At 44.7% G+C, this 23,172-nt stretch carries 23 protein-coding genes; 10 read left to right on the plus strand and 13 right to left on the minus strand.

Annotated features, from left to right (window positions below; all coding sequences use genetic code 11):
- Positions 1-27: 27 nt before the first annotated feature.
- Entirely contained in the window at positions 28-522 is a 495-nt protein-coding gene (locus L1076_RS12380; protein WP_038867134.1) for a peptidylprolyl isomerase, read from the minus strand.
- A gap of 204 nt (positions 523-726) precedes the next feature.
- On the opposite strand from L1076_RS12380, the gene cysS reads away from it, so the two are divergent.
- Entirely contained in the window at positions 727-2,109 is a 1,383-nt protein-coding gene (gene cysS / locus L1076_RS12385) for a cysteine--tRNA ligase (protein ID WP_237303696.1), read from the plus strand.
- An 87-nt stretch (positions 2,110-2,196) separates the two neighbouring features.
- A complete protein-coding gene (locus tag L1076_RS12390) occupies positions 2,197-2,775 on the plus strand; it encodes a thymidine kinase (protein WP_038867139.1) in 579 nt (192 codons plus the stop codon).
- A gap of 75 nt (positions 2,776-2,850) precedes the next feature.
- Here L1076_RS12390 and L1076_RS12395 read toward each other — a convergent pair whose 3' ends face one another.
- The 3 genes from L1076_RS12395 to L1076_RS12405 are packed head-to-tail and all read right to left on the minus strand — an operon-like array spanning position 2,851 to position 5,217.
- Positions 2,851-3,489: a YdcF family protein gene (locus tag L1076_RS12395; RefSeq protein ID WP_038881439.1), complete on the minus strand. Its 639-nt coding sequence runs from the start codon at positions 3,487-3,489 to the stop codon at positions 2,851-2,853.
- Positions 3,486-4,313 carry an NAD(P)H-binding protein gene (locus L1076_RS12400; protein ID WP_237303697.1) on the minus strand — a complete coding sequence of 276 codons (828 nt, stop codon included), beginning with the start codon at positions 4,311-4,313 and terminating at the stop codon, positions 3,486-3,488. Before L1076_RS12400 ends, L1076_RS12395 begins: the two co-directional genes overlap by 4 nt.
- A gap of 28 nt (positions 4,314-4,341) precedes the next feature.
- Positions 4,342-5,217, minus strand: coding sequence for a LysR family transcriptional regulator (locus tag L1076_RS12405; protein ID WP_038867146.1), 876 nt, complete (start codon positions 5,215-5,217; stop codon positions 4,342-4,344).
- 89 nt (positions 5,218-5,306) lie between these two features.
- On the opposite strand from L1076_RS12405, the gene L1076_RS12410 reads away from it, so the two are divergent.
- The gene (locus tag L1076_RS12410) at positions 5,307-5,732 is read left to right on the plus strand and encodes a PACE efflux transporter (protein WP_038867149.1); all 426 of its coding nucleotides are present in this window, start codon (positions 5,307-5,309) and stop codon (positions 5,730-5,732) included.
- Between the two features lie 82 nt (positions 5,733-5,814).
- Here the strand turns inward: L1076_RS12410 and L1076_RS12415 are convergent, their stop codons facing one another.
- Positions 5,815-6,051, minus strand: a complete 237-nt coding sequence (locus tag L1076_RS12415) for a TIGR02647 family protein (RefSeq protein WP_038873668.1) — start codon at positions 6,049-6,051, stop codon at positions 5,815-5,817.
- Positions 6,052-6,350: 299 nt separating this feature from the next.
- On the opposite strand from L1076_RS12415, the gene focA reads away from it, so the two are divergent.
- Positions 6,351-7,211 carry a formate transporter FocA gene (gene focA / locus L1076_RS12420; RefSeq protein ID WP_038873665.1) on the plus strand — a complete coding sequence of 287 codons (861 nt, stop codon included), beginning with the start codon at positions 6,351-6,353 and terminating at the stop codon, positions 7,209-7,211.
- A gap of 58 nt (positions 7,212-7,269) precedes the next feature.
- On the opposite strand, the gene L1076_RS12425 is transcribed toward focA, so the two are convergent.
- Both L1076_RS12425 and L1076_RS12430 read right to left on the minus strand, forming a co-directional pair.
- Complete coding sequence (locus tag L1076_RS12425; RefSeq protein WP_102389571.1) at positions 7,270-7,407, minus strand: hypothetical protein; 138 nt, start codon at positions 7,405-7,407, stop codon at positions 7,270-7,272.
- 256 nt (positions 7,408-7,663) lie between these two features.
- Positions 7,664-8,458 carry an ABC transporter permease gene (locus L1076_RS12430; RefSeq protein WP_237303698.1) on the minus strand — a complete coding sequence of 265 codons (795 nt, stop codon included), beginning with the start codon at positions 8,456-8,458 and terminating at the stop codon, positions 7,664-7,666.
- A 464-nt stretch (positions 8,459-8,922) separates the two neighbouring features.
- On the opposite strand from L1076_RS12430, the gene torE reads away from it, so the two are divergent.
- The 4 genes from torE to L1076_RS12450 all read left to right on the plus strand — a co-directional run bounded on the left by torE (position 8,923) and on the right by L1076_RS12450 (position 14,764).
- Positions 8,923-9,102 (plus strand): trimethylamine N-oxide reductase system protein TorE, encoded by a 180-nt coding sequence (torE, locus tag L1076_RS12435; RefSeq protein WP_005450728.1) that lies wholly within the window; start codon positions 8,923-8,925, stop codon positions 9,100-9,102.
- A gap of 50 nt (positions 9,103-9,152) precedes the next feature.
- Positions 9,153-10,337 (plus strand): pentaheme c-type cytochrome TorC, encoded by a 1,185-nt coding sequence (gene torC, locus L1076_RS12440; RefSeq protein WP_038873660.1) that lies wholly within the window; start codon positions 9,153-9,155, stop codon positions 10,335-10,337.
- Positions 10,338-10,362: 25 nt separating this feature from the next.
- Positions 10,363-12,825 (plus strand): trimethylamine-N-oxide reductase TorA, encoded by a 2,463-nt coding sequence (torA, locus tag L1076_RS12445; RefSeq protein ID WP_038873657.1) that lies wholly within the window; start codon positions 10,363-10,365, stop codon positions 12,823-12,825.
- Positions 12,826-13,024: 199 nt separating this feature from the next.
- The gene (locus L1076_RS12450; RefSeq protein WP_237303699.1) at positions 13,025-14,764 is read left to right on the plus strand and encodes an alpha-galactosidase; all 1,740 of its coding nucleotides are present in this window, start codon (positions 13,025-13,027) and stop codon (positions 14,762-14,764) included.
- Between the two features lie 73 nt (positions 14,765-14,837).
- On the opposite strand, the gene L1076_RS12455 is transcribed toward L1076_RS12450, so the two are convergent.
- Complete coding sequence (locus tag L1076_RS12455; protein WP_237303700.1) at positions 14,838-16,052, minus strand: putative manganese transporter; 1,215 nt, start codon at positions 16,050-16,052, stop codon at positions 14,838-14,840.
- A gap of 208 nt (positions 16,053-16,260) precedes the next feature.
- Here L1076_RS12455 and L1076_RS12460 point away from each other — a divergent pair, with 208 nt between their 5' ends.
- Together L1076_RS12460 and L1076_RS12465 are read left to right on the plus strand one after the other, a co-directional pair.
- The gene (locus tag L1076_RS12460; protein ID WP_038873640.1) at positions 16,261-17,166 is read left to right on the plus strand and encodes a manganese-dependent inorganic pyrophosphatase; all 906 of its coding nucleotides are present in this window, start codon (positions 16,261-16,263) and stop codon (positions 17,164-17,166) included.
- A 77-nt stretch (positions 17,167-17,243) separates the two neighbouring features.
- A complete protein-coding gene (locus tag L1076_RS12465) occupies positions 17,244-17,633 on the plus strand; it encodes a DUF2750 domain-containing protein (protein WP_005437260.1) in 390 nt (129 codons plus the stop codon).
- Positions 17,634-17,727: 94 nt separating this feature from the next.
- Here L1076_RS12465 and L1076_RS12470 read toward each other — a convergent pair whose 3' ends face one another.
- From L1076_RS12470 to sapA, 5 genes are read right to left on the minus strand one after another with little or no spacing between them, the layout of a single operon-like run.
- Entirely contained in the window at positions 17,728-18,510 is a 783-nt protein-coding gene (locus L1076_RS12470) for an ABC transporter ATP-binding protein (protein WP_038873635.1), read from the minus strand.
- The gene (locus tag L1076_RS12475; protein WP_038873632.1) at positions 18,507-19,502 is read right to left on the minus strand and encodes an oligopeptide/dipeptide ABC transporter ATP-binding protein; all 996 of its coding nucleotides are present in this window, start codon (positions 19,500-19,502) and stop codon (positions 18,507-18,509) included. Before L1076_RS12475 ends, L1076_RS12470 begins: the two co-directional genes overlap by 4 nt.
- Positions 19,502-20,389 carry an ABC transporter permease subunit gene (locus tag L1076_RS12480; RefSeq protein ID WP_237303701.1) on the minus strand — a complete coding sequence of 296 codons (888 nt, stop codon included), beginning with the start codon at positions 20,387-20,389 and terminating at the stop codon, positions 19,502-19,504. The genes L1076_RS12475 and L1076_RS12480 overlap by 1 nt, the downstream gene beginning before the upstream one ends.
- On the minus strand, positions 20,376-21,338 hold the full coding sequence (locus L1076_RS12485; protein WP_038873626.1) for an ABC transporter permease subunit: 963 nt from the start codon (positions 21,336-21,338) through the stop codon (positions 20,376-20,378). The genes L1076_RS12480 and L1076_RS12485 overlap by 14 nt, the downstream gene beginning before the upstream one ends.
- Positions 21,338-22,957, minus strand: a complete 1,620-nt coding sequence (gene sapA / locus L1076_RS12490; protein ID WP_038881421.1) for an ABC transporter substrate-binding protein SapA — start codon at positions 22,955-22,957, stop codon at positions 21,338-21,340. Before sapA ends, L1076_RS12485 begins: the two co-directional genes overlap by 1 nt.
- Positions 22,958-23,172: the final 215 nt, after the last annotated feature.

Here is a 23,172-nt window from a genome sequence, read left to right on the forward strand (position 1 = left end):
ACTTATCTCTTTGGTAATTCGTATGAATTACTCTTCGATTGTTGTACCAGTGATCGTTACGTCTTCTAGAGGTACGTCTTGGTGCATGCCGTAAGAACCAGTGCTAACGCCTTTGATTTTGTTTACGATGTCCATGCCTTCGATTACTTCACCGAATACACAGTAACCCCAACCATCTAGGCTTTCGCTACGGAAGTCTAGGAACGTGTTGTTGTTTACGTTGATGAAGAACTGAGAGCTTGCTGAATGCGGCTCCATAGTACGTGCCATAGCAAGTGTACCCACTTTGTTGCTAAGACCGTTGTTTGCTTCGTTCTTGATAGGTGCACGTGACGCTTTTTCACGTAGACCAGACTCCATACCGCCACCTTGGATCATGAAGCCATCAATAACACGGTGGAAAAGTGTGTTGTCGTAGAAACCGTCGCGGCAGTACTGAAGGAAGTTTGCGCTTGTTTCTGGCGCTTTCTCTTCGTTTAGTTGAATCTTGATGTCACCAAAATTAGTGTGAAGGGTGATCATGCTACTTTCCTTTACTATGTTGTATTCAAAGAGGGATTCTAGCCTAAGTTAATACGCATGGAAAACTCAGGATCATCAAAATATACGCTTTGTGCTTGAAGTTTAGCCGATTATCGTTTTATCCGTTAATTGCTATTACCTAATAAGGTCGGAGTTGATATACTCCTTGTTCTCGTAATTCATTCACAAGCATAGATAGAGATCATGTTAAAGATATATAACACACTGACAAGACAGAAAGAGGAATTCAAACCAATTACAGCCGGCAAAGTTGGCATGTATGTCTGTGGAGTTACCATTTACGATCTCTGTCACATTGGTCACGGTCGTACGTTTGTTTCTTTTGACGTTGTGTCTCGCTACCTTCGTTACCTAGGTTACGATCTAACATTTGTACGTAATATCACTGATATTGATGACAAAATCATCAAGCGTGCGGCAGAAAATGGTGAGTCTTGTGATTCTCTGACTGAACGTTTAATCGGCGAAATGCATGCGGACTTTGATGCACTAAACATGCAGCGTCCGGACGTTGAGCCTCGTGCAACTGAATTTATCGCAGAAATCATCGAGCTGGTTGAAAAACTAATCGAGCGTGGTTTTGCTTACGTTGCAGACAATGGCGACGTCATGTTTGAAGTAGGTAAGTTCAACGAATACGGCAAGCTGTCTAAGCAAGACCTTGATCAGCTTCAAGCTGGTGCTCGTGTTGATATCGAAACTGCAAAACGCAGCCCGTTAGACTTCGTACTTTGGAAGATGTCTAAACCAGGTGAACCAACATGGGAATCGCCATGGGGCGCGGGTCGTCCAGGTTGGCACATCGAATGTTCTGCAATGAACTCGTCAATCCTAGGCAACCATTTCGATATTCATGGCGGCGGTTCTGACCTTCAGTTCCCACACCACGAGAACGAAATCGCGCAATCATGCTGCGCTCATGACACGCAATACGTGAACACATGGATGCACAGCGGCATGGTAATGGTCGATCGTGAGAAGATGTCTAAGTCTCTAGGTAACTTCTTTACTATTCGTGACGTTCTAGGTCATTACGATGCTGAGACAGTTCGTTACTTCCTAATGTCTGGTCACTACCGTAGCCAGCTAAACTACAGCGAAGACAACCTAAACCAAGCACGCGCGTCTCTTGAGCGTCTATACACATCTCTACGTGGTCTGGATCTAAATGCTGCGCCAGCCGGTGGTGAAGAGTACGTAACTCGCTATACAGCAGCGATGAACGATGACTTCAACACACCAGAAGCTTACTCGGTACTGTTTGACATGGCGCGTGAAGTAAACCGTCTGAAGACAGAAAATCTAGAGAAAGCGAGCGAACTAGGTGCGCTAATGCGTGAACTGGCTGACGTGATCGGTATTCTTCACCAAGATCCAGAAGCTTTCCTAAAAGGTGATGCTGGCGACGACGATGAAGTGGCTGAAATCGAAGCACTAATTAAGCTACGTAATGATTCTCGTGCAACAAAAGATTGGGCTAACGCAGATATGGCTCGTGACAAGCTGACGGAAATGGGCATTGTTCTGGAAGATGGTCCAGAAGGCACAACGTGGCGTCGTAAATAACGATTGAATCTTAAAAAGGGGCTGATGATTCAGCCCTTTTCTTTACAAGCTTTTATAAATTCTAAACTTTAACGAAGGTAGTGCTCTGTGGCTCAGATGTATTTCTATTACTCGGCGATGAACGCGGGTAAATCAACGACTCTTCTTCAATCTTCTTTCAACTACCAAGAGCGCGGTATGACGCCAGTGATTTTCACTGCGGCACTTGATGATCGCTACGGTGTTGGCAAGGTAAGTTCACGTATTGGTTTGCAATCAGACGCACAGCTGTTCCGTCATGATTCCAACCTATATCAAGAAATCGCTGCACTGAATGAAGTGGAAAAACGCCACTGTATTTTGGTTGATGAATGTCAGTTCTTGTCAAAAGAACAGGTTTACCAACTAACTGAGGTGGTTGATAAGCTTCATATTCCAGTACTTTGTTATGGCCTTCGTACCGATTTTCTTGGCGAACTTTTTGAAGGCAGCAAGTACCTATTGTCTTGGGCTGACAAATTGGTCGAATTAAAAACTATCTGTCACTGTGGCCGTAAAGCAAATATGGTGATTCGTACTGACGAAAGCGGCGTTGCTATCAAAGAAGGCGATCAAGTTGCTATTGGTGGGAATGACAGCTATGTCTCGGTTTGTCGCCAACACTACAAAGAAGCACTTGGCAAGTAAACGGCTCTTGATAAGAGAAAGCCACCAGATTTGGTGGCTTTTTTATTGTTTGTTAGCAGGTGGTTGAGTGAAGGATTACACTAGACCAAATTCAAACTTTTCTTGCAGTGCTTGATAAGAGGATTCAACGTGAGCAGGAATTTCTTGCTCGGTTTGAAAGCCTTTTTCTGGGTAGGTTTTAATCCTAGAAAAATCTTCCATTAACGCGGCTAAAACCATCATCAACGGCATGTCTTCATTGATGTATTCAAAGAAAGGATGTGCGGTTGAGGTCACTAGTAGTTGTGAATATGAAGATTGCCACTGTTTTTCGAAAGTGGCGATGGCGCGTCTTTCCATAAATGGCTTCTGAACTAGAATCAGAGAATCACAGCTGATCCCTTTTTCTATCAACAACTGTTCAGTGAATCGAACATTCTCGCCGCTGTTGCTCGATTTTGTCTCTACAACAATGGACTCACTTGGGACGCCAGCGATTCTCGCAATTTCAGCAAAGGTTTCGGCTTCGCTTTTCTCAAACAAGCCATCTGTAAATCGCCCTTCACCTCCAGAAAACACAATCAAGGGCGCAAGTTTTTGGTGGTAAAGCTTAGCGGCGTATTCAGCAACACGCAGGTCATTACTGCACATAACAAACAAGCAGTCAGCCGATTTTAAGTCATGTTTGAGCTGCATGTAGTCCCACAAGGTTTCGATGTGTTGATAGAGTTTCATAGTGCATCCAGCGTTGAGTTGAATTGGAACTGGTAGCCAAGCGCAATAAGCTTGTCAGCAAGGATTCGTTTATCGGCAGTTTCAGTGACTGGTGGGAGGGCAATATCTAAATCACTTCTTGTAATGGCCGCTTGGTAAAATTCGGCTTTGCTGACGGTATTCGGCGTTGTGGCGTTTACAACTTCATTGCTGATTTGATTGAGAGCGAAAGCCGTTGCCGCCACAGCATCGTTTTGATGCACCATATTCGCAGGGGCTTTACGGCTCACTTGTTTCAATCGCAGTGCAAAGCGAGAAGGGTGGCGGTCAGAGCCGATTAAACCACTACAACGGACGATGGCGTAATCGATACCGGAATCAATCACGTATTGCTCAGCTTGTAGCATAATGTGGGCGTTGTCAGAGAAGTGTTCTTTCGTCTGGGCCAATGCCAATGTGGCGTCTTCTTCTTTCATATCGACGGCTAGGTTTGGGTATACCGTCGTTGAGCTGACCATCAAAATCTTTTCAACGCTACTCACTTTTACCGCTTTACTTAAGCGATGCCATTGCTGTGCGTACTCTTGCCCATTTCCTTTACGAAAGCCAGGAGGGAAAGCGCCGACAATACGTTCGATATGGTGCTGTTTGATGATATCAATGAGTCGCTGCTCAGAGTTCGGTTCATTGAGATCGAGCAGAGCAGTTTGAACGGAAGGTATTGGAAACTCATCCAATCGAGTTTGGCTGCGTCGAGTGACGATAACTTGATGTCCTTGGTCAATAAGCGTTTGTGCAAGTGGTGTGCCTAACCAGCCTGCGCCGACGATCAATGTATTTGCCATCTGTAAGTTCCTACTTCTTCATCCCTGATTAAGATTCAAACAGGGTTTGTAATTCTAATCTGGCTTGTTGGTGTAGAGGATCGGAGTGCCATTTCTGATGTTGTATCAGATCGATGTTGACTTGCCATGCCAGTTTTGTGAATTCTTCGCCAATTTTGATCAGCGTATTGGGTGCATGTGACACCAAATGGTTTGGAAGAAAACACCAACCAAATCCCTTATTTGCCAGTTCTAATAAGATGTAATAATTATCAGCGTACCAGATATCTGGGCTAACCGCCTGATTGAGTCCGCTCGTATCGGTATTTTTTGAACGTATAACCAGTTGTCTATGCTGCTTTAACTCATCGATATGACGCACTTTTTGTTTCGCTAAAGGATGCTGGGAAGAAACAAAAACGTCAAAACCGATATTACCTAGGTTTGAGTAATCGATATTCTGTGGCATTTGTAAGTCGCTGAGAATAATACCTGTGGTTGCTCGGCCTGATTTAACGAGTTCGATGATATCTGGACTGGAGCCTGTTAAACATTCAACTTGGATATATGGGAATTGTTGCTCTAGATTTTTGAGTGCTTGGGGTAGGTTAGTCAGAGGGATACCTTCGTCAACCGCAAGAATAAACTGCGTCGCGTGTGGTGAAAACAATTGAGATGCTTTGTTATTCAGTCGGTCGAGTTGACTGATGGTGGCTAACGCGTAGGGCAAAAGTTCATGGCCTTTTTCGGTGAGTTTTGGGTAGCGTCCTGTTCTATCAAACAGGTCGACGCCACAATCGAGCTCCATGTTCATCACGTGTTGGCTTACCACGGACTGAGCTCGTCCAAGTTTTCGTGCAGCTGCAGAGAAAGATCCTGCTTCAGAAGTTGCGACAAAGGCCTGTAGTTGTTCAATAGTAAACATATCGTTTTTACCGATGGTATCTAACTTTTACTTATCTAGATGATAGATAAAATGTCAGCCATTGAGTAGAACAATTTAGGTAAAAACACATGGCACGTAACGAACGTATCTTTCACGCTATCCTATTTGAGCTGTTTGCATTGGCGATGATTATCCCAGCGGCTTCACTTGTCACAGGGAAAGGCTCAAGCGATTTGGCTGTCGTTGGTATTGGGTTAAGCTTGTATACGGTAGTCTGGAATTACATTTACAATTTGTATTTTGACAAATGGTTTGGGTCAAACCGAGAAGAAAGAAGTTTAATGGTGCGTATTGGTCACACGGTTGGATTTGAAGGTGGGTTGATATTTATCACCATTCCGGTCATTGCGTGGTTCTTACAAATTACATTGCTGCAAGCACTCGCATTAGAAGCTGGATTCTTAATCTTCTTTTTGTTTTATGCAACTGGCTTTAATTGGGTTTATGACAAGGTCAAACCTTACGGCAAAATGAAAAAGCTGATCGCCCAATAAGAATTCAGAACGAATGACAAAAACAGAAAAGCCACCGAAAAGGGTGGCTTTTTACTAAGAAGATTGGAACAAACTTGTGAGATTACTCTGCTGAAAGAACTCGAAGGATCTTGTCGGCATGTTCTGCAACTTCGATTCCTTCGTCGGTTAAATAACCACCATCAGGCTGAGTGCATAGTTGTTTTTCGTATAGGCGGGCAACCGCTGCCTGCATGTCTTCTGAAGCTTCTTTGTGGACTTTAATGCCCGTAGCTGCACTGGTTAAGTCGAATTGAAGAAGTAGGTTCAGTTCGGCGATGTGGTCAGCTGAATATTTCATAGGTAATTCCTTTGTGCTTTTTTATCCAAGCTAGTCTGAAAACTTAGGTTGAGCAATAGAAAACCGTGAGAAGTGTTAAGTGTGGCGCTATCGGCCTGATATAACGCGGAATTTTTATTCGATGGTAAACATCGCTCCCAAATATTAATGATGGTTAAGACAAGAACTCATAGTTGAGTTTTATCGATCACTCTCTCAGCAACAACAAATTTAGTAAACATGAAAAATAGCCCTTGAAAAACTCTGGAAATGGAGCGATTATCCGCGCCTCGTTAATTGTTTCTAAATGTTACACTTCCATGAACTTCAATCAGTTTGACTCACTCTTACCACCTCAGGCTGCTGAACGTGCCGCCGAAGTAGGTGTTGGCAAAGCGACTAAAGCCCCAATGAAGTCTTTTCTGCTCGCTATTTCAGCAGGTCTTCATATCGGTATCGCTTTCATTTTCTATACAACCGTTACCACTGGTGCGGGCGATATGCCTTGGGGTATTACTCGCTTAATCGGTGGTTTGGCTTTTAGTCTTGGTCTTATTCTAGTCGTGGTGACAGGTGGTGAGTTGTTTACCAGTTCTGTACTCACACTGGTTGCACGCGCAAGCGGCAAGATTTCATGGAAAGCCTTAATGAAGAATTGGCTGGTTGTGTACTTCGGTAACATGGTTGGCGCAATATTGCTGGTGGTATGTATGTTGATCACTAAGCAATATATGTTCGATGGTGGCCAAGTAGGTCTGAATGCGATGGCTATTTCTCAGCACAAACTGCATCATGGCTTCTTCCAAGCGATTGCGCTGGGCATCATGTGTAACGTTTTAGTTTGTATCGCGGTTTGGATGACCTTCAGTGGTCGTACGCTAACAGACAAAATTGCCGTTATGATTCTGCCTGTAGCGATGTTTGTATCAGCAGGTTTTGAACACTGTATTGCAAACATGTTCCAAGTGCCGATGGCGATTGGTATTAAATACTTCGCTCCAGAATCGTTCTGGCAAATGACAGGCGCGAATATCGCAGATTATGCAGATTTGAATATGGTTGGCTTTATCATGAACAATCTTATTCCTGTAACGATTGGCAATATCATTGGTGGCGGTGTCTTCGTAGGCATGTGGTATTGGATGATTTATCTACGCGATGAAGATAAGCACCTTAAATAGAATTGAAAAAGGCAAGCCAACTTGGGCTTGCCTTTCTTTTATCTGCCGTTTGAAAGGGTTAGATTAACTCTTCGTTAATACCAAACTCCTTCGGATTCCAGTGAGACGTTATTTCTCTTGGCTCTTGTACCAACCAGTCCACTGGTGAATCTGACAGCAATTCATCTGCGTTTTCCTGCATGATTAACTTATCCATAGTGACTCCTCCCTTTGTGGTTAACTGCACTCTAGAGTCTCCATATGTCAGTTGAATGACTGCTTTATGACCATTTGGGGGGCGTGGGAGATAATGGCTTCTAATTGATGTTATGTTTCTGGTTGCTTATGGGTTTTGGTGGTTTATCCACATTTTCTGTGGATAACCTGTCTTAAAGATCGTGTGTATCTTTTTGGAACAAGAAAAATTCATAAAATGAGACGCTTATGTGGTCATGTATTCGCCATTCGACTAGTTAATCCTTGTTGATAAACTTAACTTTCACGCGACCTTCTCTTGTTTGTACACAGCTCAATGTCATTTCCAATGTAATCGTAACAGACACACTTAGCATGACGAAAATCGCCAACATGATTACCAATTGATACTTAATTGCCACCATTGGGCTAGCTCCACCAAGGATTTGGCCTGTCATCATCCCAGGAAGGGTCACTAACCCCGTTGTTGCCATAGAGGCGAGGATTGGGGCAAGCGACTTACGTAGTGCTTCTTGAAGGAAAGGGAATGACGCGTATTTTGGTGAAGCGCCAAGTGAGATAGCGGCTTCGTACTCGGATTTTCGTTGTTCAAACGCAGTGAATAGGTTTTGCAAAGCAACAATATTACTACTCAAACTGTTCCCTAACAGCATACCAGCTAAAGGAATTAAGTACTGGGCGTTGTAGAAGGGGACCGGTTTTACCAAACCTAAGATTATGCCAGCGAGTAGGGGAAAAAGGCTGCACGTTAAGCCTGTGATGAGAGGGAGCATTAGCGGTCTTTTGGGAAGGTTCGCTTTGCCTACAATCGAACTCGCCCCAACGACAATCATGACCAACAACCAGACAAGATTCACAGTTAAGCTATTCAGTTTAAATAGGTACTCAAGATAAACACCCACTAAGAGCAGTTGTACGGTCATACGGGCAATACTGATGGCAGTGTCTTTGGTTATGCCTAATTTGTATCGAGTATTAATGGCAAAGGGAACGATAAGGATCAAACTAAAAAGTGCGAGCTCAAACCAATTAATATCTACAACTTGATTCATAAATGTTCCCCCAAAAACAACGCTTTGATTCTAACGAAGTAGTATGGGTTTATGAATTGCTAAGCTCTGTTTTTTTGCAAACTTATCGACAAAAAAGTCAGTCGGATTCTGTGAATTTTTCTTAACATAACGTTCACAAGGTATTGTCTTTAGTCGAAAAAATAGCGGTTTAGTAGCACGAAAAAATCCATTTAAATGTAAACAAAGTTATCTTTATGTTGTATCTTTAACAAGGTTGCAAAAGACTTATTTTTTCACATCTGTTAATAATTCTAAATAAAGAATATCAATCAAACACATCTCTGGATGAGCTCAAAAAAGTGTTGGATAACAAGGTATGAAGCGTCAGATTTGATTGAACCTTACTGATAGTATGGTCTAACATTTTCCAATAGAGATTGTAAAAAACTTAAGCTTGGTAAGACAGGCTTTCCAATAACACTAGATACAAAATAGGCAAATGTATGAGTGATGTTAACAAAATTGAGAGTGGTGAAAAACGCTCACTGGAGTGGAAGTCTTTCCTCTTCATTGCAGTTGTTCTCTTCCCAATTCTGAGTGTGGCTTTCGTAGGTGGCTACGGATTTATTGTTTGGGCACTTCAAGTGTTCTTCTTTGGTCCCCCAGGTGCGCACGGCATGTAAGCCAGTGAGCTCATAACCACATTTTAGAAAAGATTTTAAGAGAGCAAATAATGAAATCATTAATCATTAAACTGTGGCGTACTATGACGCGCCCGGCAGTTCATATCAGCCTTGGTGTGCTGACTATGGGCGGTTTCATCGCTGGTGTTATTTTCTGGGGTGGCTTTAACACAGCCCTAGAAGCAACCAACACAGAAGAATTCTGTATCAGCTGTCACACAATGCGTGACAACGTATACGTTGAACTACAAGACACTGTTCACTGGAAAAACCACTCTGGTGTTCGTGCAACTTGTCCTGACTGTCACGTTCCTCATAACTGGACAGATAAGATCGCTCGTAAAATGCAAGCGTCTAAAGAAGTATTTGCACAAGTATTTGGTAACTATGATGAACCAGGTGTTTTTGAAGAGCGCCGTATCGAACTTGCTAAACACGAATGGGATCGTTTCTCTGCAAACAAATCTCTAGAGTGTAAAAACTGTCACAACTACGACTCTATGGATTTCGAGCAAATGTCTCCAACAGCTCGCATCCAAATGAAACAAGCTGCTGAAAAAGATCAGAGCTGTGTTGACTGTCACAAAGGCATCGCGCACAAACTTCCAGCTGGTATGGACAGCATCGGTGGTATTGTTGGTGACCTAGAAGGTATGGCATCTAACACAGATTACGGTGTAGGTCAGGAGCTAGTAAGTGTTCGTCACTTACCAATCTACTTCGACGATAAAGGTGCGAAAGAAGCAGGTCTTCTAAACCCAGCATCAACAGTGAAAGTTCTTGAAGAAAAAGGCGACTACGTTGAAATCGAAATCGACGGCTGGCGTAAAGCGAAAGGCTTTGGTCGTGTAATCCAAGAAGACTTCGGTAAAAACATCGCAGTAGCTTCTCTACTTAAAGACGCTGCAACAGACGCTGACGTTGTAACGGCTGGTGAGAAGAAAGTGGATGAGCTAACAGGTCTTCCTTGGGAAAAAGTGGCTGCGAAAGTATGGATCAAGAAAGAATCTATGCTGAACGACATCACGCCTGTATGGGAAAAATCAGCAGAAGCATACAAAACAAACTGTTCAGTATGTCACACACAACCAGCTGAAGCGCACTTCGATGCGAATACATGGCCAGGTATGTTTGACGGTATGCTAGCGTTCGTTAACCTAGATACAGACAGTGAAGCACTGATCTTGAAGTACCTACAGAAGCACTCTTCAGATTATGCTGAAGGCCACCACTAATAAGCGTCGGATTGGAGTAAATTAAATGGCTATTACACGAAGAAGTTTTCTTAAAGGTGTAGCAACCACAAGTGCAGCGTCAGTTATCGGTCCAAGCTTATTGGCTTCAGCATCTGCAAATGCAGCTGAGACTACGGGTACTTGGAAAGTAACAGGTTCACACTGGGGCGCGTTCCGCGCCCACATCTACGCGGGTAAAGTTCAAGAGATCAAACCGCTAGAACTAGATAAGAACCCAACAGAAATGTTGAACGGCATCAAGGGCATCATTTACAGCCCATCACGTGTTCGTTACCCAATGGTTCGTCTAGATTGGCTTAAAAAGCACAAATACAGCGCGGAAACGCGTGGTAACAACCGTTTCATCCGTGTTACATGGGATGAAGCTCTAGACCTGTTCTACCGTGAGCTAGAGCGTGTTCAAAAAGAATACGGTCCATGGGCTCTACACGCAGGTCAAACAGGTTGGAACCAAACTGGTGCGTTCAACAACTGTACTGCACACATGCAACGTGCGGTAGGTATGCACGGTAACTTCATCACTAAAGTAGGTGACTACTCTACTGGTGCGGGTCAAACCATCATGCCTTACGTACTTGGTTCTACAGAAGTATACGCACAAGGTACGTCTTGGTCTGAAATCCTAGAGAACTCAGACAACATCGTTCTTTGGGCAAACGACCCAGTGAAAAACCTACAGGTAGGTTGGAACTGTGAAACGCACGAGTCGTTTAAGTACCTAGCGCAACTGAAAGAAAAAGTAGCGAAAGGTGAGATCAACGTTCTATCTGTAGACCCAGTGAAGAACAAGACTCAGCGTTACCTTGAAAATGACCACTTGTACATCAACCCGCTAACAGACGTAGCATTTATGCTTGCTGTTGCGCACGTGTTGTACAATGAAGACCTATACGACAAGAAGTTCATCGAGACTTACTGCCTAGGTTTTGAAGACTTCATCAAGTACGTTCAAGGTGAAACGAAAGATAAAGTTGTTAAGACGCCTGAGTGGGCTGCACCTATCTGTGGTGTGAAAGCGGACAAGATTCGTGAATTCGCACGCATGTTAGTAAACGGCCGTACACAAATCCTGATGGGTTGGTGTATCCAGCGTCAAGAGCACGGTGAACAACCATACTGGGCAGCTGCAGTTGTGGCAGCAATGGTTGGCCAAATCGGTCTACCAGGTGGCGGTATCTCTTACGGTCACCACTACTCAAGTATCGGTGTTCCTTCAACTGGTTTCGCGGGCCCTGGTGGCTTCCCTCGTAACCTAGACACAGGTATGAAACCGAAGTGGGATAACAACGACTTTAACGGTTACAGCCGTACTATCCCTGTTGCACGTTGGATCGACTGTCTTCTAGAGCCAGGTAAAGAGATCAACTACAACGGTGGTAAAGTTAAGCTTCCAGACTTCAAGATGATGGTGATCTCAGGTAATAACCCATGGCACCACCACCAAGATCGTAACCGCATGAAGCAAGCATTCCAAAAGCTTCAGACTGTAGTAACTATTGAGTTTGCGTGGACTGCAACATGTCGTTTCTCTGACATCGTTCTACCAGCTTGTACTCAGTGGGAACGTAACGATATTGATGTATACGGTTCATACTCGAATAAAGGTTTGGTTGCTATGCACCGCCTAGTGGATCCATTGTTCCAATCTAAGCCAGATTTCCAAATCATGAGTGAGTTGACTCAACGCTTTGGTCGTCGCGACGAGTACACTCGTGGCATGAGCGAAATGGAATGGATCCGTAGCCTGTACAACGATTGTAAGAAAGCGAACGACGGTAAGTTCGAGATGCCAGAATTTGAAGAGTTCTGGGAACAAAGCGTATTAGACTTCGGTGAAGGTAAGCCTTGGGTTCGTCACGCTGACTTCCGTAAAGATCCAGAAATCAACCCACTGGGTACGCCTTCTGGCTTCATCGAGATCACTTCTCGTAAGATCGGCCGTTACGGTTACGAGCACTGTCAAGAACACCCAATGTGGTTCGAGAAATCAGAACGTTCACACGGTGGCCCTGGCTCTGACAAACACCCGTACTGGCTACAATCTTGCCACCCGGACAAGCGTCTGCACTCTCAGATGTGTGAATCTGAAGATTTCCGTGCTACTTACGCTGTTCAAGGTCGCGAGCCTGTATACATCAACCCAGCTGATGCGAAAGCAAAAGGCATTAAAGACGGTGACTTGGTACGTGTATTTAACGACCGTGGTCAACTTCTTGCTGGTGCGGTTCTAACAGACAGCTACCCACGTGGTGTTGTGCGTATCGAAGAAGGTGCATGGTACGGTCCTCTAAACGAGAAAGTAGGTGCAATCTGTACTTACGGTGACCCTAACACACTAACTCAAGATATCGGTTCTTCTGAGCTAGCACAGGCGACTTCTGCGAACACATGTATTGTAGACTTCGAGAAATTCACTGGTAAAGTTCCACCAGTGACTTCATTCGGTGGTCCAATCGAAGTTGCTTAATAACAACACTAAGCTTTAAATGAAATACCAGCCTTCGGGCTGGTATTTTTTTAACCAAAATTTCAGTGAGCATTCTCTCAATACTTATTTGATATAATTAGGAACGATGTCGATTCGTGATGTCGATAACGATTTGGGGGAGAGAAGCAAAGGATAATGAAGGAAACAACACAATAATAATCAAGTGAGTAGATTTTCTATGGCTCAAACCATTCAATTGGCCAATCACACTGAAATAACGGTGATGGATAACGATCTTCAGTTCGAAGTCGTTGGTAACCAACTGCACTTTTCGTTTGCGGGGATTCACAACAAAACCTACAGCGAACGAGAAGTACTATTTGAAATGCCTTTCTTATATGAGCAAGGAGCGACCGTTATAGGTGACGGCTTCCAGATGCTCGCTCAAACTTCGGGCACCATTTCTCACCCCGTCGATATTGGCCGCTGTCCTGATAACAATGTGTCGTATCGAATCTATCCGGAACATGCGCCAAAACGTTACTACAACTATCTCGTTGTAGAAGATGCTGCAGGCTATACCTTGTTTGGTTTCACCTCATGTCATCGTTTTGCGGGTTATTTTGATGTTGTTCAACATGGTGATCATTGGATTCTATCTGCTGCTCTCGATGGTGAAATGACACAAGTGGCCGACTGGGCGCACAATACCCTTGAATCTGTTGCCGTTTTACGTGGTGATTCTCTGTCTGAACTCTACGCTGAATACAGTGAGATGATTGCAGAACATCACTCCGTGCGTAATGGTGTTTTACAAGATGCGCCAATTGGGTGGTGTTCTTGGTATGCGTATTATGCGGAAGTGACTGAAAATAACGTCCTAGAAAATGTTGAATGCATGCAAGATAAGCTGTCTGAGCTTGAATGGGTATTGTTGGATGATGGCTACCAAGCTTTCATGGGCGATTGGTTAACGCCTTCTGATAAGTTCTCTGGTGGTGTAAAAGAGCTTATTCATAACATTCGCGCGAAGGGCAAGAAGCCCGCGATCTGGATGGCACCATTCATTGCCCAACCAGAATCAGAAATCTTCAAAAAGCATCCTGAATGGTTTGTGCGTCACGAAGACGGAGACCTCCTGAAAGCTGAAGATGTCACCTATGGTGGTTGGCGCTGTACACCTTGGTACATTCTCGATACTTCAAACCCTGAAGTTCAAGATCACTTAACTTACGTCGTATCTGTCATGCGAGAAGAGTGGGGTGTTGAGCTATTCAAATTAGACGCAAACTACTGGGGCACTTTAAAAGGTAAGCGCAGTCAATCGGGCGTAACCGGTGTAGAAGCCTACCGCATGGGGATGGAAGCGATCGCCAAAGGGGCAGGGGATGCATGGCTATTAGGCTGTAACGCGCCAATGTGGCCTTCTTTGGGCTTAGTCGATGCAATGCGTGTGTCTGACGATGTCGAGCGCCATAGTCATCGCTTTGAGCAAATCGCTAAAGAGACTTTCTTCCGCAGTTGGCAACATCGTAAGTTGTGGCAAATCGACCCTGATTGTGCGACGTTTACTTCACTTCCAAACCAAGCCGCTTCCCGAGAAGACTACCAATTTCATCGTAATGCTCTATTAGCTTGTGGTGGCTTACTGCTTTCTGGTGATCCTTTGCCAGAGATTACGTCATTTGCGAGTAAGACACTCTCTAAACTAATGCTGCGCCAGCGTCGAAATCAAGAGGCTGCCAAGTTTACTGCGTTAGGCTTAAATCACGCATTTTTGCCGCTGACCTCCAAGAATGACCTACATTGCTTGTTTAACTACACCAATGATGAACCTATGGAATTTACCCTCACAGCCGACCAACCTACCGATTGGTACGATTTTTGGACCGGAGAAAAAATCAACCAAGAACCGTGTCAACTATTGTTGGTCAGTTTAGACAAAGGCCTCAATGCTAAAGCTATCGTGACAGCTTAACCTTGCGCGCTTCCAAAAAACAAAAGAGCCTCGATTGAGGCTCTTTTTGTATCCATTGCATCTGAACTTAAAGCTAGTATTCGAATAGGAAAAAGTAACCGTATCCGACAATCAAGGCTGGTATCGCAGAGTAGATAGTGGCGACAAGCGCAGCTTTAGGAGCCATTGCAATCGCAGGGAATAAGGCATCACCATCATTGGAAATGGCATTAGAAAGTTGTGCTGATAATGGCGCTGCGCCGGATATATAAAGACTCGTTACGAGAATTTGCGGGCCACAGCCTGGCAAAATACCAATAGCCAAACCAACGAGAGGCATCCAGAACCCCCAGTTTGAGAACGTCGCTCCCAAGTCTAAACCCGAGAAATAGGTTGTAAGCTCAAAGGCTAAGAAAGCCAAAATAACCCATGCACTAACAAAGTTTGTGTCTTGCGCCGCTTTTTGAATTGGGTGTGAATCGATGATTTTGTCATCTTCAGATACCGTTGATTTGTAATCACCCAGTTCTTTGGTCATCGCCCACAAAAACATACTGACAATCGCAAATGTCGCGCCTAACCATTCCATACTGTTTTCTTTGAGGCCAAGTAATTGGTTGGTATCCACTTGGAATGAGCCCAGAATGGCAATGATACTTGCAGGTATGAGCAGCCATTTCCAGAATGTTCCTTGAAGATTGATAGCACGTTGCTCAACTGGTGTGTGCGTATCATTATGGCTATTACAGCATTGAGCTTGTGGAACATCCTCCTTTTGCTTTGGGCGCAAGAAGTCATCAGCGTGGAATGCATTCACTGCCCACCCAGATATTGCACCTACGACAATACCTAAAGCAATAACACCAAACCCTGTTGCAGGTTCTGCTGCAAGTAATAAGAAGGCGGCATCACCCATGGTCGAGGTTAATACTGCAACGATAGCACCAAAGCCAACTCGGCCACTGATGAACTGAGTGGTGACAACGATAGCACCACCACAACCAGGCAAAGCTCCAAGGAGTGCTGCAAAGAAAACTTGATGGCTACGAGATCTGTGGTAAAGCGCAGTGAGTCGATTTGTCTTCGACATGAAGTTCGAAAGGTAATGGTAGATAGCTAAGGTAGCTGCAACGTAACAAGAAACCGCCCAGAAAGAATCAGATAGGGTAGCGACGGTGACTTCTCTTGTGGTTTCACTAGCTAACAGAGCGAGCAATGCGATAGGCAGCAATAGCCTTTTATAGGCCAGACGAAATTGAGTTGGCTGCAGCAGCTGATGCGCCGAGTGGAAAATTTTTGTTGCGTTCATAGTAAGCTCAAATGCAAATAGGAATGATTCTCATTATATGAAAGTGGGAATTATTCGCAATAGGCGGTAACAACTTTTCTTCGTGTCAATTTCCCTCAAATCAGGTAAAGTATCGGCCTTTGTGAGCAAACCCGCTTCCAAGGTGTCATTCACTATGCAATACACCCCCGTTCGGAAGCGTATCAAACTGACTTGAATAGGAAGAAACATGATTCTAGTTGTAGGTCATAAGAACCCAGACAGTGACAGCATCTGTAGTGCACTAGTTGCAACTGAACTTCTAAAGGCACGTGGTACTGAAGCGATGCCAATCCGCCAAGGCGAAATTAACCGTGAAACTCAGCACATCCTTGAAGTGGCTGGCGCAGAAGTTCCTGAACTTCGCACTTCAGTCGCGGGTGAAACTGTTTGGCTAGTAGATTACTCAGATCTAGCGCAAGCACCAGACGATATTGCTGAAGCAGAAGTTGCAGGTATTGTTGACCACCACCGTCTAGGTGACGTGATGACAGTAAACCCAATGGAAGCATGGATCTGGCCTGTTGGTTGTACTAACACAGTACTGTTCAACATGTTCAAGATTGAAGGTCACGAGATCAAGCCTCAAATCGCTAAACTAATGATGTCAGCTATTCTTTCTGACACTGTAGGTTTCGCTTCTCCAACTTGTACTCAAAAAGACAAAGATGCTGTAGCTGAGCTAGCGGCTATTGCGGACGTACAAGATGTTGACGCATTCACTAAAGATCTTCTAATCGCTAAGACAAACATCGAAGGTCTATCTGCGGCTGAACTTGTTGAAAAAGACCTGAAAGGTTACCCATTTAACGGTCGTGATGTAGTAGTAGGTCAGGTTGAACTTGCGACTCTAGACCAAGTTGACGGCATGATCGAAGCACTAGAAGCGGACCTAGAAGCACGTTGTGCAAACGACAACCTAGCATTTGCTGCTGTTATGCTAACAGACATCACTACTGCGCAAACTCGTCTTCTTTACAAAGGTGAGTGGGCTGAGAAGCTTGTTAAGCACGAGAAAGACGGCATGCTAATGATGGAAAACACTCTAAGCCGTAAGAAGCAAGGCTGGCCTTGGCTTCAAACTGAGCTTGTGTAATTTCATTATTACCAACGTATACTTTAAATGCCCGCCTATAGGTGGGCATTTTTCTATGGGAAAATAGGAGACGAGAAATGTCCGAAGCATTAACCCAAGAGCAGATGGATACCATCAACCGCTACAATGAAGAGCAGCGTTTGAAATACTGTGTGAAAGAGATTGTCGCAAACCGCAAAGTGTGGATTCTGAAGGATGAACACGGCTGTGTGATGCTGAACACCGAAGACGACGATTGTGTTCCAGTATGGCCAAATGAAGAATTCGCACAGCAATGGGCGACGGGTGATTGGGAAGAGTGCGAGCCAGAAGCGATCTCGCTGAACAAATGGCACAGTCGCTGGACATCGGGTCTAGAAGATGACGAACTGTCTGTTGTGGTGTTCCCAAACCAAAATGAAGAAGGCGTCGTGCTGTTTCCTGACGAGTTTGATTTCGAGCTTCGTAAACAAGAGAGCCGTCGTTAATTGACGCGTTTATGAACAACTGTATAGATACGTTAAAGCCTGCTGTGATAGCAGGCTTTTTTGTTTTTTGATCACTGTCAGTGTTTGTCGACTTTTAGTGAGTTGGAGCTTTATAGAAGTGGCTTTCCACCAGACGCTGGGTAATTGCATGCTCTGGGTTGGTGAGTACTTGATTGGTTTCACCAAATTCTACTACTTCACCTTCGTGCATAACCATGACCTTATCAGTAATGTGCTTCACTATGCCGATATGCTGTGATACGTAAACGAAAGACAAGCCCATCTCCTCTTGTAATTCTAGGAAGAGATTAATGATTTGCGAGCGCATCGCCATGTCTAAACCGTTTAATGCCTCATCGGCAACAATGATGGAAGGTTGTAGAATCAAAGCACGAGCAAGACACACACGCTGTTTCTGACCTGCTGCTAGCATTTGAGGATAAAAGTAAGCATGCTCCGGAAGCAAACCCACACGAAGTAAGGTTTCTTTTACACGTTTCATGCGTGCGTCTGGTGGCATGTTCGTGTTTCGCTTTAACGGACCTTCCAAGATTCGACCAATCTGAATGCGCGGATTCAATGAGGTATTTGGATCTTGAAAAATCATGCGGATCAGCTTACAACGCGTCGAATAGTCTTTGTGTTCTAAGCGCTCACCATTAACGCGAATCTCCCCAGAGCTTGGTTCGACAACGCCAGCAAGCATGCGCGCTAACGTTGACTTGCCAGAGCCATTTTGACCAATAAAGCCGATAGTTTGTCCAGGCTCTAAGGAAAAGCTCACCGGCTTAACTGCTTCTTTGACTGTGCGTTTAAACAGACCAGAGCGCGTGACGAACTGTTTCGATAGGTTATCGACTTCAAGCAACGCACTCATGAATGTTTCTCCGTATTCAGTGGGAAGTGACAGCTAAATTTATGGTTTTTGATACGTTTAGTATGTGGAATTTCGACGCATTGCCTCTGAGCATAAGGGCAACGAGGTCCTAAGCGACAACCGATCGGCAGATGCTGAAGTGGAGGGATAGAACCCGGTAGAGATTGCAGCTTTTGCTTGTGCGGAATCCAGTCGTTAAAGTCAGGCATGGCTTTAAGCAGTGCCGCAGTATAAGGGTGCTTGGGAGCGGCGACCAACTTCTCTGTATCAGCTGATTCAACGGACTGCCCACAGTACATTACCGTAATGCGATTTGCCCACTGAGTAATGGTGGTTAAGTCGTGACCAATCAGCACAATCGTTGTGTTGTTGAGTTGGTTCATGCGGCTCAGCAAACGCAGAATTTGAGATTGAGTAATCGGGTCTAGATCGTTGGTTGGCTCATCAGCAATCAAGATTTTTGGCTTGGTTGCAATCGCCATCGCAATCATGACTTTTTGACATTCACCATCGGTCAACTCATAAGGATAACTGCCCATCAAACGACGGTGATCTTTGATACCCACTTTATGGAGTAGGGCAACTGCTTGCTTCCTGCGCCACTTGAAGCGCTCCCACCATTTACCTTCAAACGATCGAGAAGGGATGGATTCAATTAACTGTCTTCCGACTTCTTCCGACGGATCCAAACAAGTCGATGGCTCTTGGAAAATCATCGCAATGTCACGTGCAATCACACGGCGGCGCTCTTTTGGCGTTAGCTGAAGCAGATCAATATTGCCAAGACGCATTCGGTCTGCAGTCACTTTCCAGTTGTCTTTACAAACACCCACGATAGCCTTTGCAACCAAACTCTTACCGGAACCAGATTCACCAACCAGACCACGAATTTCACCTTCATTCAAGGTAATGCTCATGCGATCAACGGCTTTGACTAAGCCCGATGGTGTTTCAATTTCAATGGTTAAATGTCGAATATCTAATAATGGCATTATTCGATCCCCGCATTGAGTGCTTGGCGTACACCTTCACCCACTAAGTTTAGAACAACAACGGTAAACATAATGGTCAGACCCGGTAAGGTAACGGTCCAAGGTGCGATGTATATCAGTTCAACAGAGTCACCCAAGATCGCACCCCATTCCGTACTTGGTGCTTGTGCGCCTAAACCTAGGAAACCAAGCGCAGTGATATCTAGAATGGCGACCGAGAGTGCCAGGGTTATTTCTGCTGCGATGACTGTTAATACGTTCGGTAGAATCGAGTTCCAAAGCAAGTAGAAGTCGTTAGCGCCATCCAAACGGGCAGCCATGATGTAGTCTTTTTCGACTTCGGTGTGCACGGCGATGTAAACCGAGCGGATAAAGCGTGGAATTAAAGCCAGACAGATCGCCAAAAGGATATTGAACTCACCAAAGCCCAAAAACGCCACAAAGATAATCGCCAGCAGTAATGATGGAATGGACATGACTGTGTCGAGCAAGTGGTTAAGCGTACTGGATAACAGACCTTTGGTCATGCCCGCTAACACACCAATAATACAGCCGATGAACGCAGCAATAGCAGTAATTGCTACGGCAGCACCAAAGGTGAGCTGAGAGCCCATAATTAAACGAGATAAGATATCGCGACCTAGGTCGTCAGTACCTAAAAAGTAATCGACGGTTCCGGCTGGCGCCCACGAAGGCGGCACTAACAATTCGCCAGATTGAGCTTGTGGATCGTAAGGCGCTAAAATAGGGGCCAATATGGTGATTAAGACAACAAAGCCAAGGCACCAAAGGCCAAACATTGCCAAACTGTTCGCGCGGTAACTGCGCCAGAATCGTTCAAACTGGGTTGGAATGCGCTCTTCCTGATAAACGTTATTTGTTAGCATACCATTCCTTTCTCACCAGAGGGTTAATCATGGCACCAATCAGATCCGATAGGATATTGGCGGTTAAAACAAGCGTCGCTAACACCATGACACCTGCTTGGATGGAAGCGTAATCTTGATTTGCAAGTGCATCCAATAACCAACGTCCAATGCCCGGCCAGTTAAAGATGGATTCTGTGATGATCGCCAAGGTAATCATGCTCGAAAGCTGAACGCCAACTTTTGGGATGATAGGCGGAATCGCATTCCGAAGAACGTGTTGAGTGACGATCTCACGGTTGGATAAACCTTTGATTCGTGCGGCGCGAATGTAGTTTTGACTCATCACTTCTGCCACTGATGCACGCATCAAACCAATGACTTGTGTTGTTGGTGTCAATGCGAGAACCAAACAAGGCAGGATCATATGCTCAATCACGCTTTGTAACGCGTGAGCACGGTATTCACCTTTGGCCATAAAGGCATCAATAATTGCAAAGCCTGTTACGTGGTCAATTTCGTAAAGTAAGTCATAACGACCCGCCACAGGGAATACGTGGTATTGCAGGGAGAAGACCATAATCAGCATCAGGGCAACCCAGAAGATTGGCGCCGAATACCCTGACATAGAGACAAATGAGATGCTGGTGTCTAGCCACTTGCCTTGTTTCATGCCTGCTACGGTCCCCAAAGGAATACCAATTAATAGTGAAACAACGAAGGCGAAGAAACACAACTCTAACGTCGCAGGGAATACGACCGCGAGCTCATCATAGATTGGGTTCCCATTCTTACTGATACCAAAATTAAGATGTGAAAGCTCAACAAGGTAGCTTTGCCAGCCTGACCAAAACTCCACGTTTGCCCAGTGTGATGTCGGATCAAGACGTAGCAAAGAGAAGCCCACTAAAGTGAGGATCATCAAAGTGATGACAAAGAGATTAAGACGTCTTACGGCGTACCAAAACATTAATGAACTCTCTCAACTTTATCAAAAGGTTGTGCATTGAAAGGGCTCGATTTAAAGCCTTTCAACGATTTATCGTGCACACGGAATTGAACGCCGTGAGCTAATGGAATGACAGGAAACTCTTCATTGAGAATATTCTGCGCTTGGCGATACAAGTTTAAACGATAACGTTGTTGCTCGGTTTCTAATGCCAGATCCAACAAGAAATCGAAGTCGTCGTTACACCACATGGAAACGTTAAGGCCAACACGTTCAGATTCACAAGAAAGCAGAGGGCGGAAGAAGTTATCAGGATCGCCCGTATCACCAATCCAACCTGTTAGCAGTAAGTCCACATTATTGATGTTTTCGAGCTGAGTTCGTTCAAAGCGATCATCGGTTAGTAGTCGTACTTCGACGCCGATATCAGCAAAGTTCGCCTGAATCAACTCAGCGGTTTTACGTGGACTTGGATTGAAGGCTCTAGGTTCTAGCGGCACCCACATGGTTAATTGCAGACCTTTCTCATACCCAGCCTCTCGCAGCAACGCCAATGCGTAATTACGATCATAACGGATCTTCACGCTGTCTTTCTGGTATGCCCATGAGTTCGGCGGCAGTAGTGTATAAGCTTGAGTACCCGTGCCGTAATATACGGAATCAAGGATATTTTGACGGTTGATAGCAAGGTTGAGAGCTTGACGAACTCGCGCATCTTTCAGTGCCGGATGACCAGTATTAATCGCGATAAAAGAGACGTTATTAGCAGGCGTTGCGGTTAATTCAAGGTGCTCGGTTTCTTGTATGATTGGAATTTGGCTAGAGATTGGCGAAGCAAGTACATCACATTCATTGCGTAATAGTTTTGCCAACGTGCCAGTACCACGATGTGAAATATCAAACACGACCTGTTCCATTTTCGCCGGCGTTTTCCAGTATTTAGGGTGACGCTCTAAACGAATCAAATCATTCACTTGGTATTCTTTTAACTGGTAAGGACCGGTACCGATAGGTAACAAGTCAATTTGTTCTTTTTCGTCTTTGGCCGCAAGTTGTTGCCCATATTCTGCTGACAGCAGCACGGCGTGACTGGTGGCAATATTGGCTAAAAAGGCAAAGTTAGGTTGAGAGAGAACAAACTTAACGGTGTGGTCATCAAGAGCAATCACATCTTGCACGAGATTTTGGAAGTCTAAACCTGCAAACCATGGATAAAAACCACCACCGACGTCGTGAAACGGATGGTCTACATCAATGATTCGCTTAAAGCTGAATACCACATCTTGTGCATTAAATGGACGAGAAGGGGAGAACCAAGGAGTTTTTTGAAATTGCACGTCCTGCTTTAAGTTAAAGGTGTATTCCGTACCTTCCTCATTTACAGACCACTTTTCTGCAAGGTTTGCAACTGGTTGGTGAGATTTAGGATCGAGTGTAAGCAGCGTATCGTATAGCTGAGGGCTAAGTGCTTCGGCAGTGATGCCGCTGTCAATGAGCTGAGGGTTAAACGTGGTTGGCTTACCCTGCCCACAAAACACAAATCCATTCTCACGAATATCATTGTGATCGATTTCGTCACCACAAGCGGTGAGTAAGCTAATCCCGATAAGGCTCAGCGATAGTTTGATAAAAGCTTTCATAATATGAAATGGTCATTGGATCTTGCTTGTTTCTATGCGGTTGAAGGCGAAGAGTGACAAGCGAAAATGATCTCGCTAATTTATCACCTTTGCTAACTCGCTCCAAATACAAAATCGTTGAGTCGCAGGGTGTTAGATCAAATTACCGCATCATTTACTGATAATGACCAAATTTGCCTCTTGAGTGCTCGCTACTATGTATTATTCCAGTCGTC

Source organism: Vibrio sp. MMG023, assembly GCF_021654215.1.
Classification (GTDB): Bacteria; Pseudomonadota; Gammaproteobacteria; order Enterobacterales; family Vibrionaceae; genus Vibrio; species Vibrio jasicida.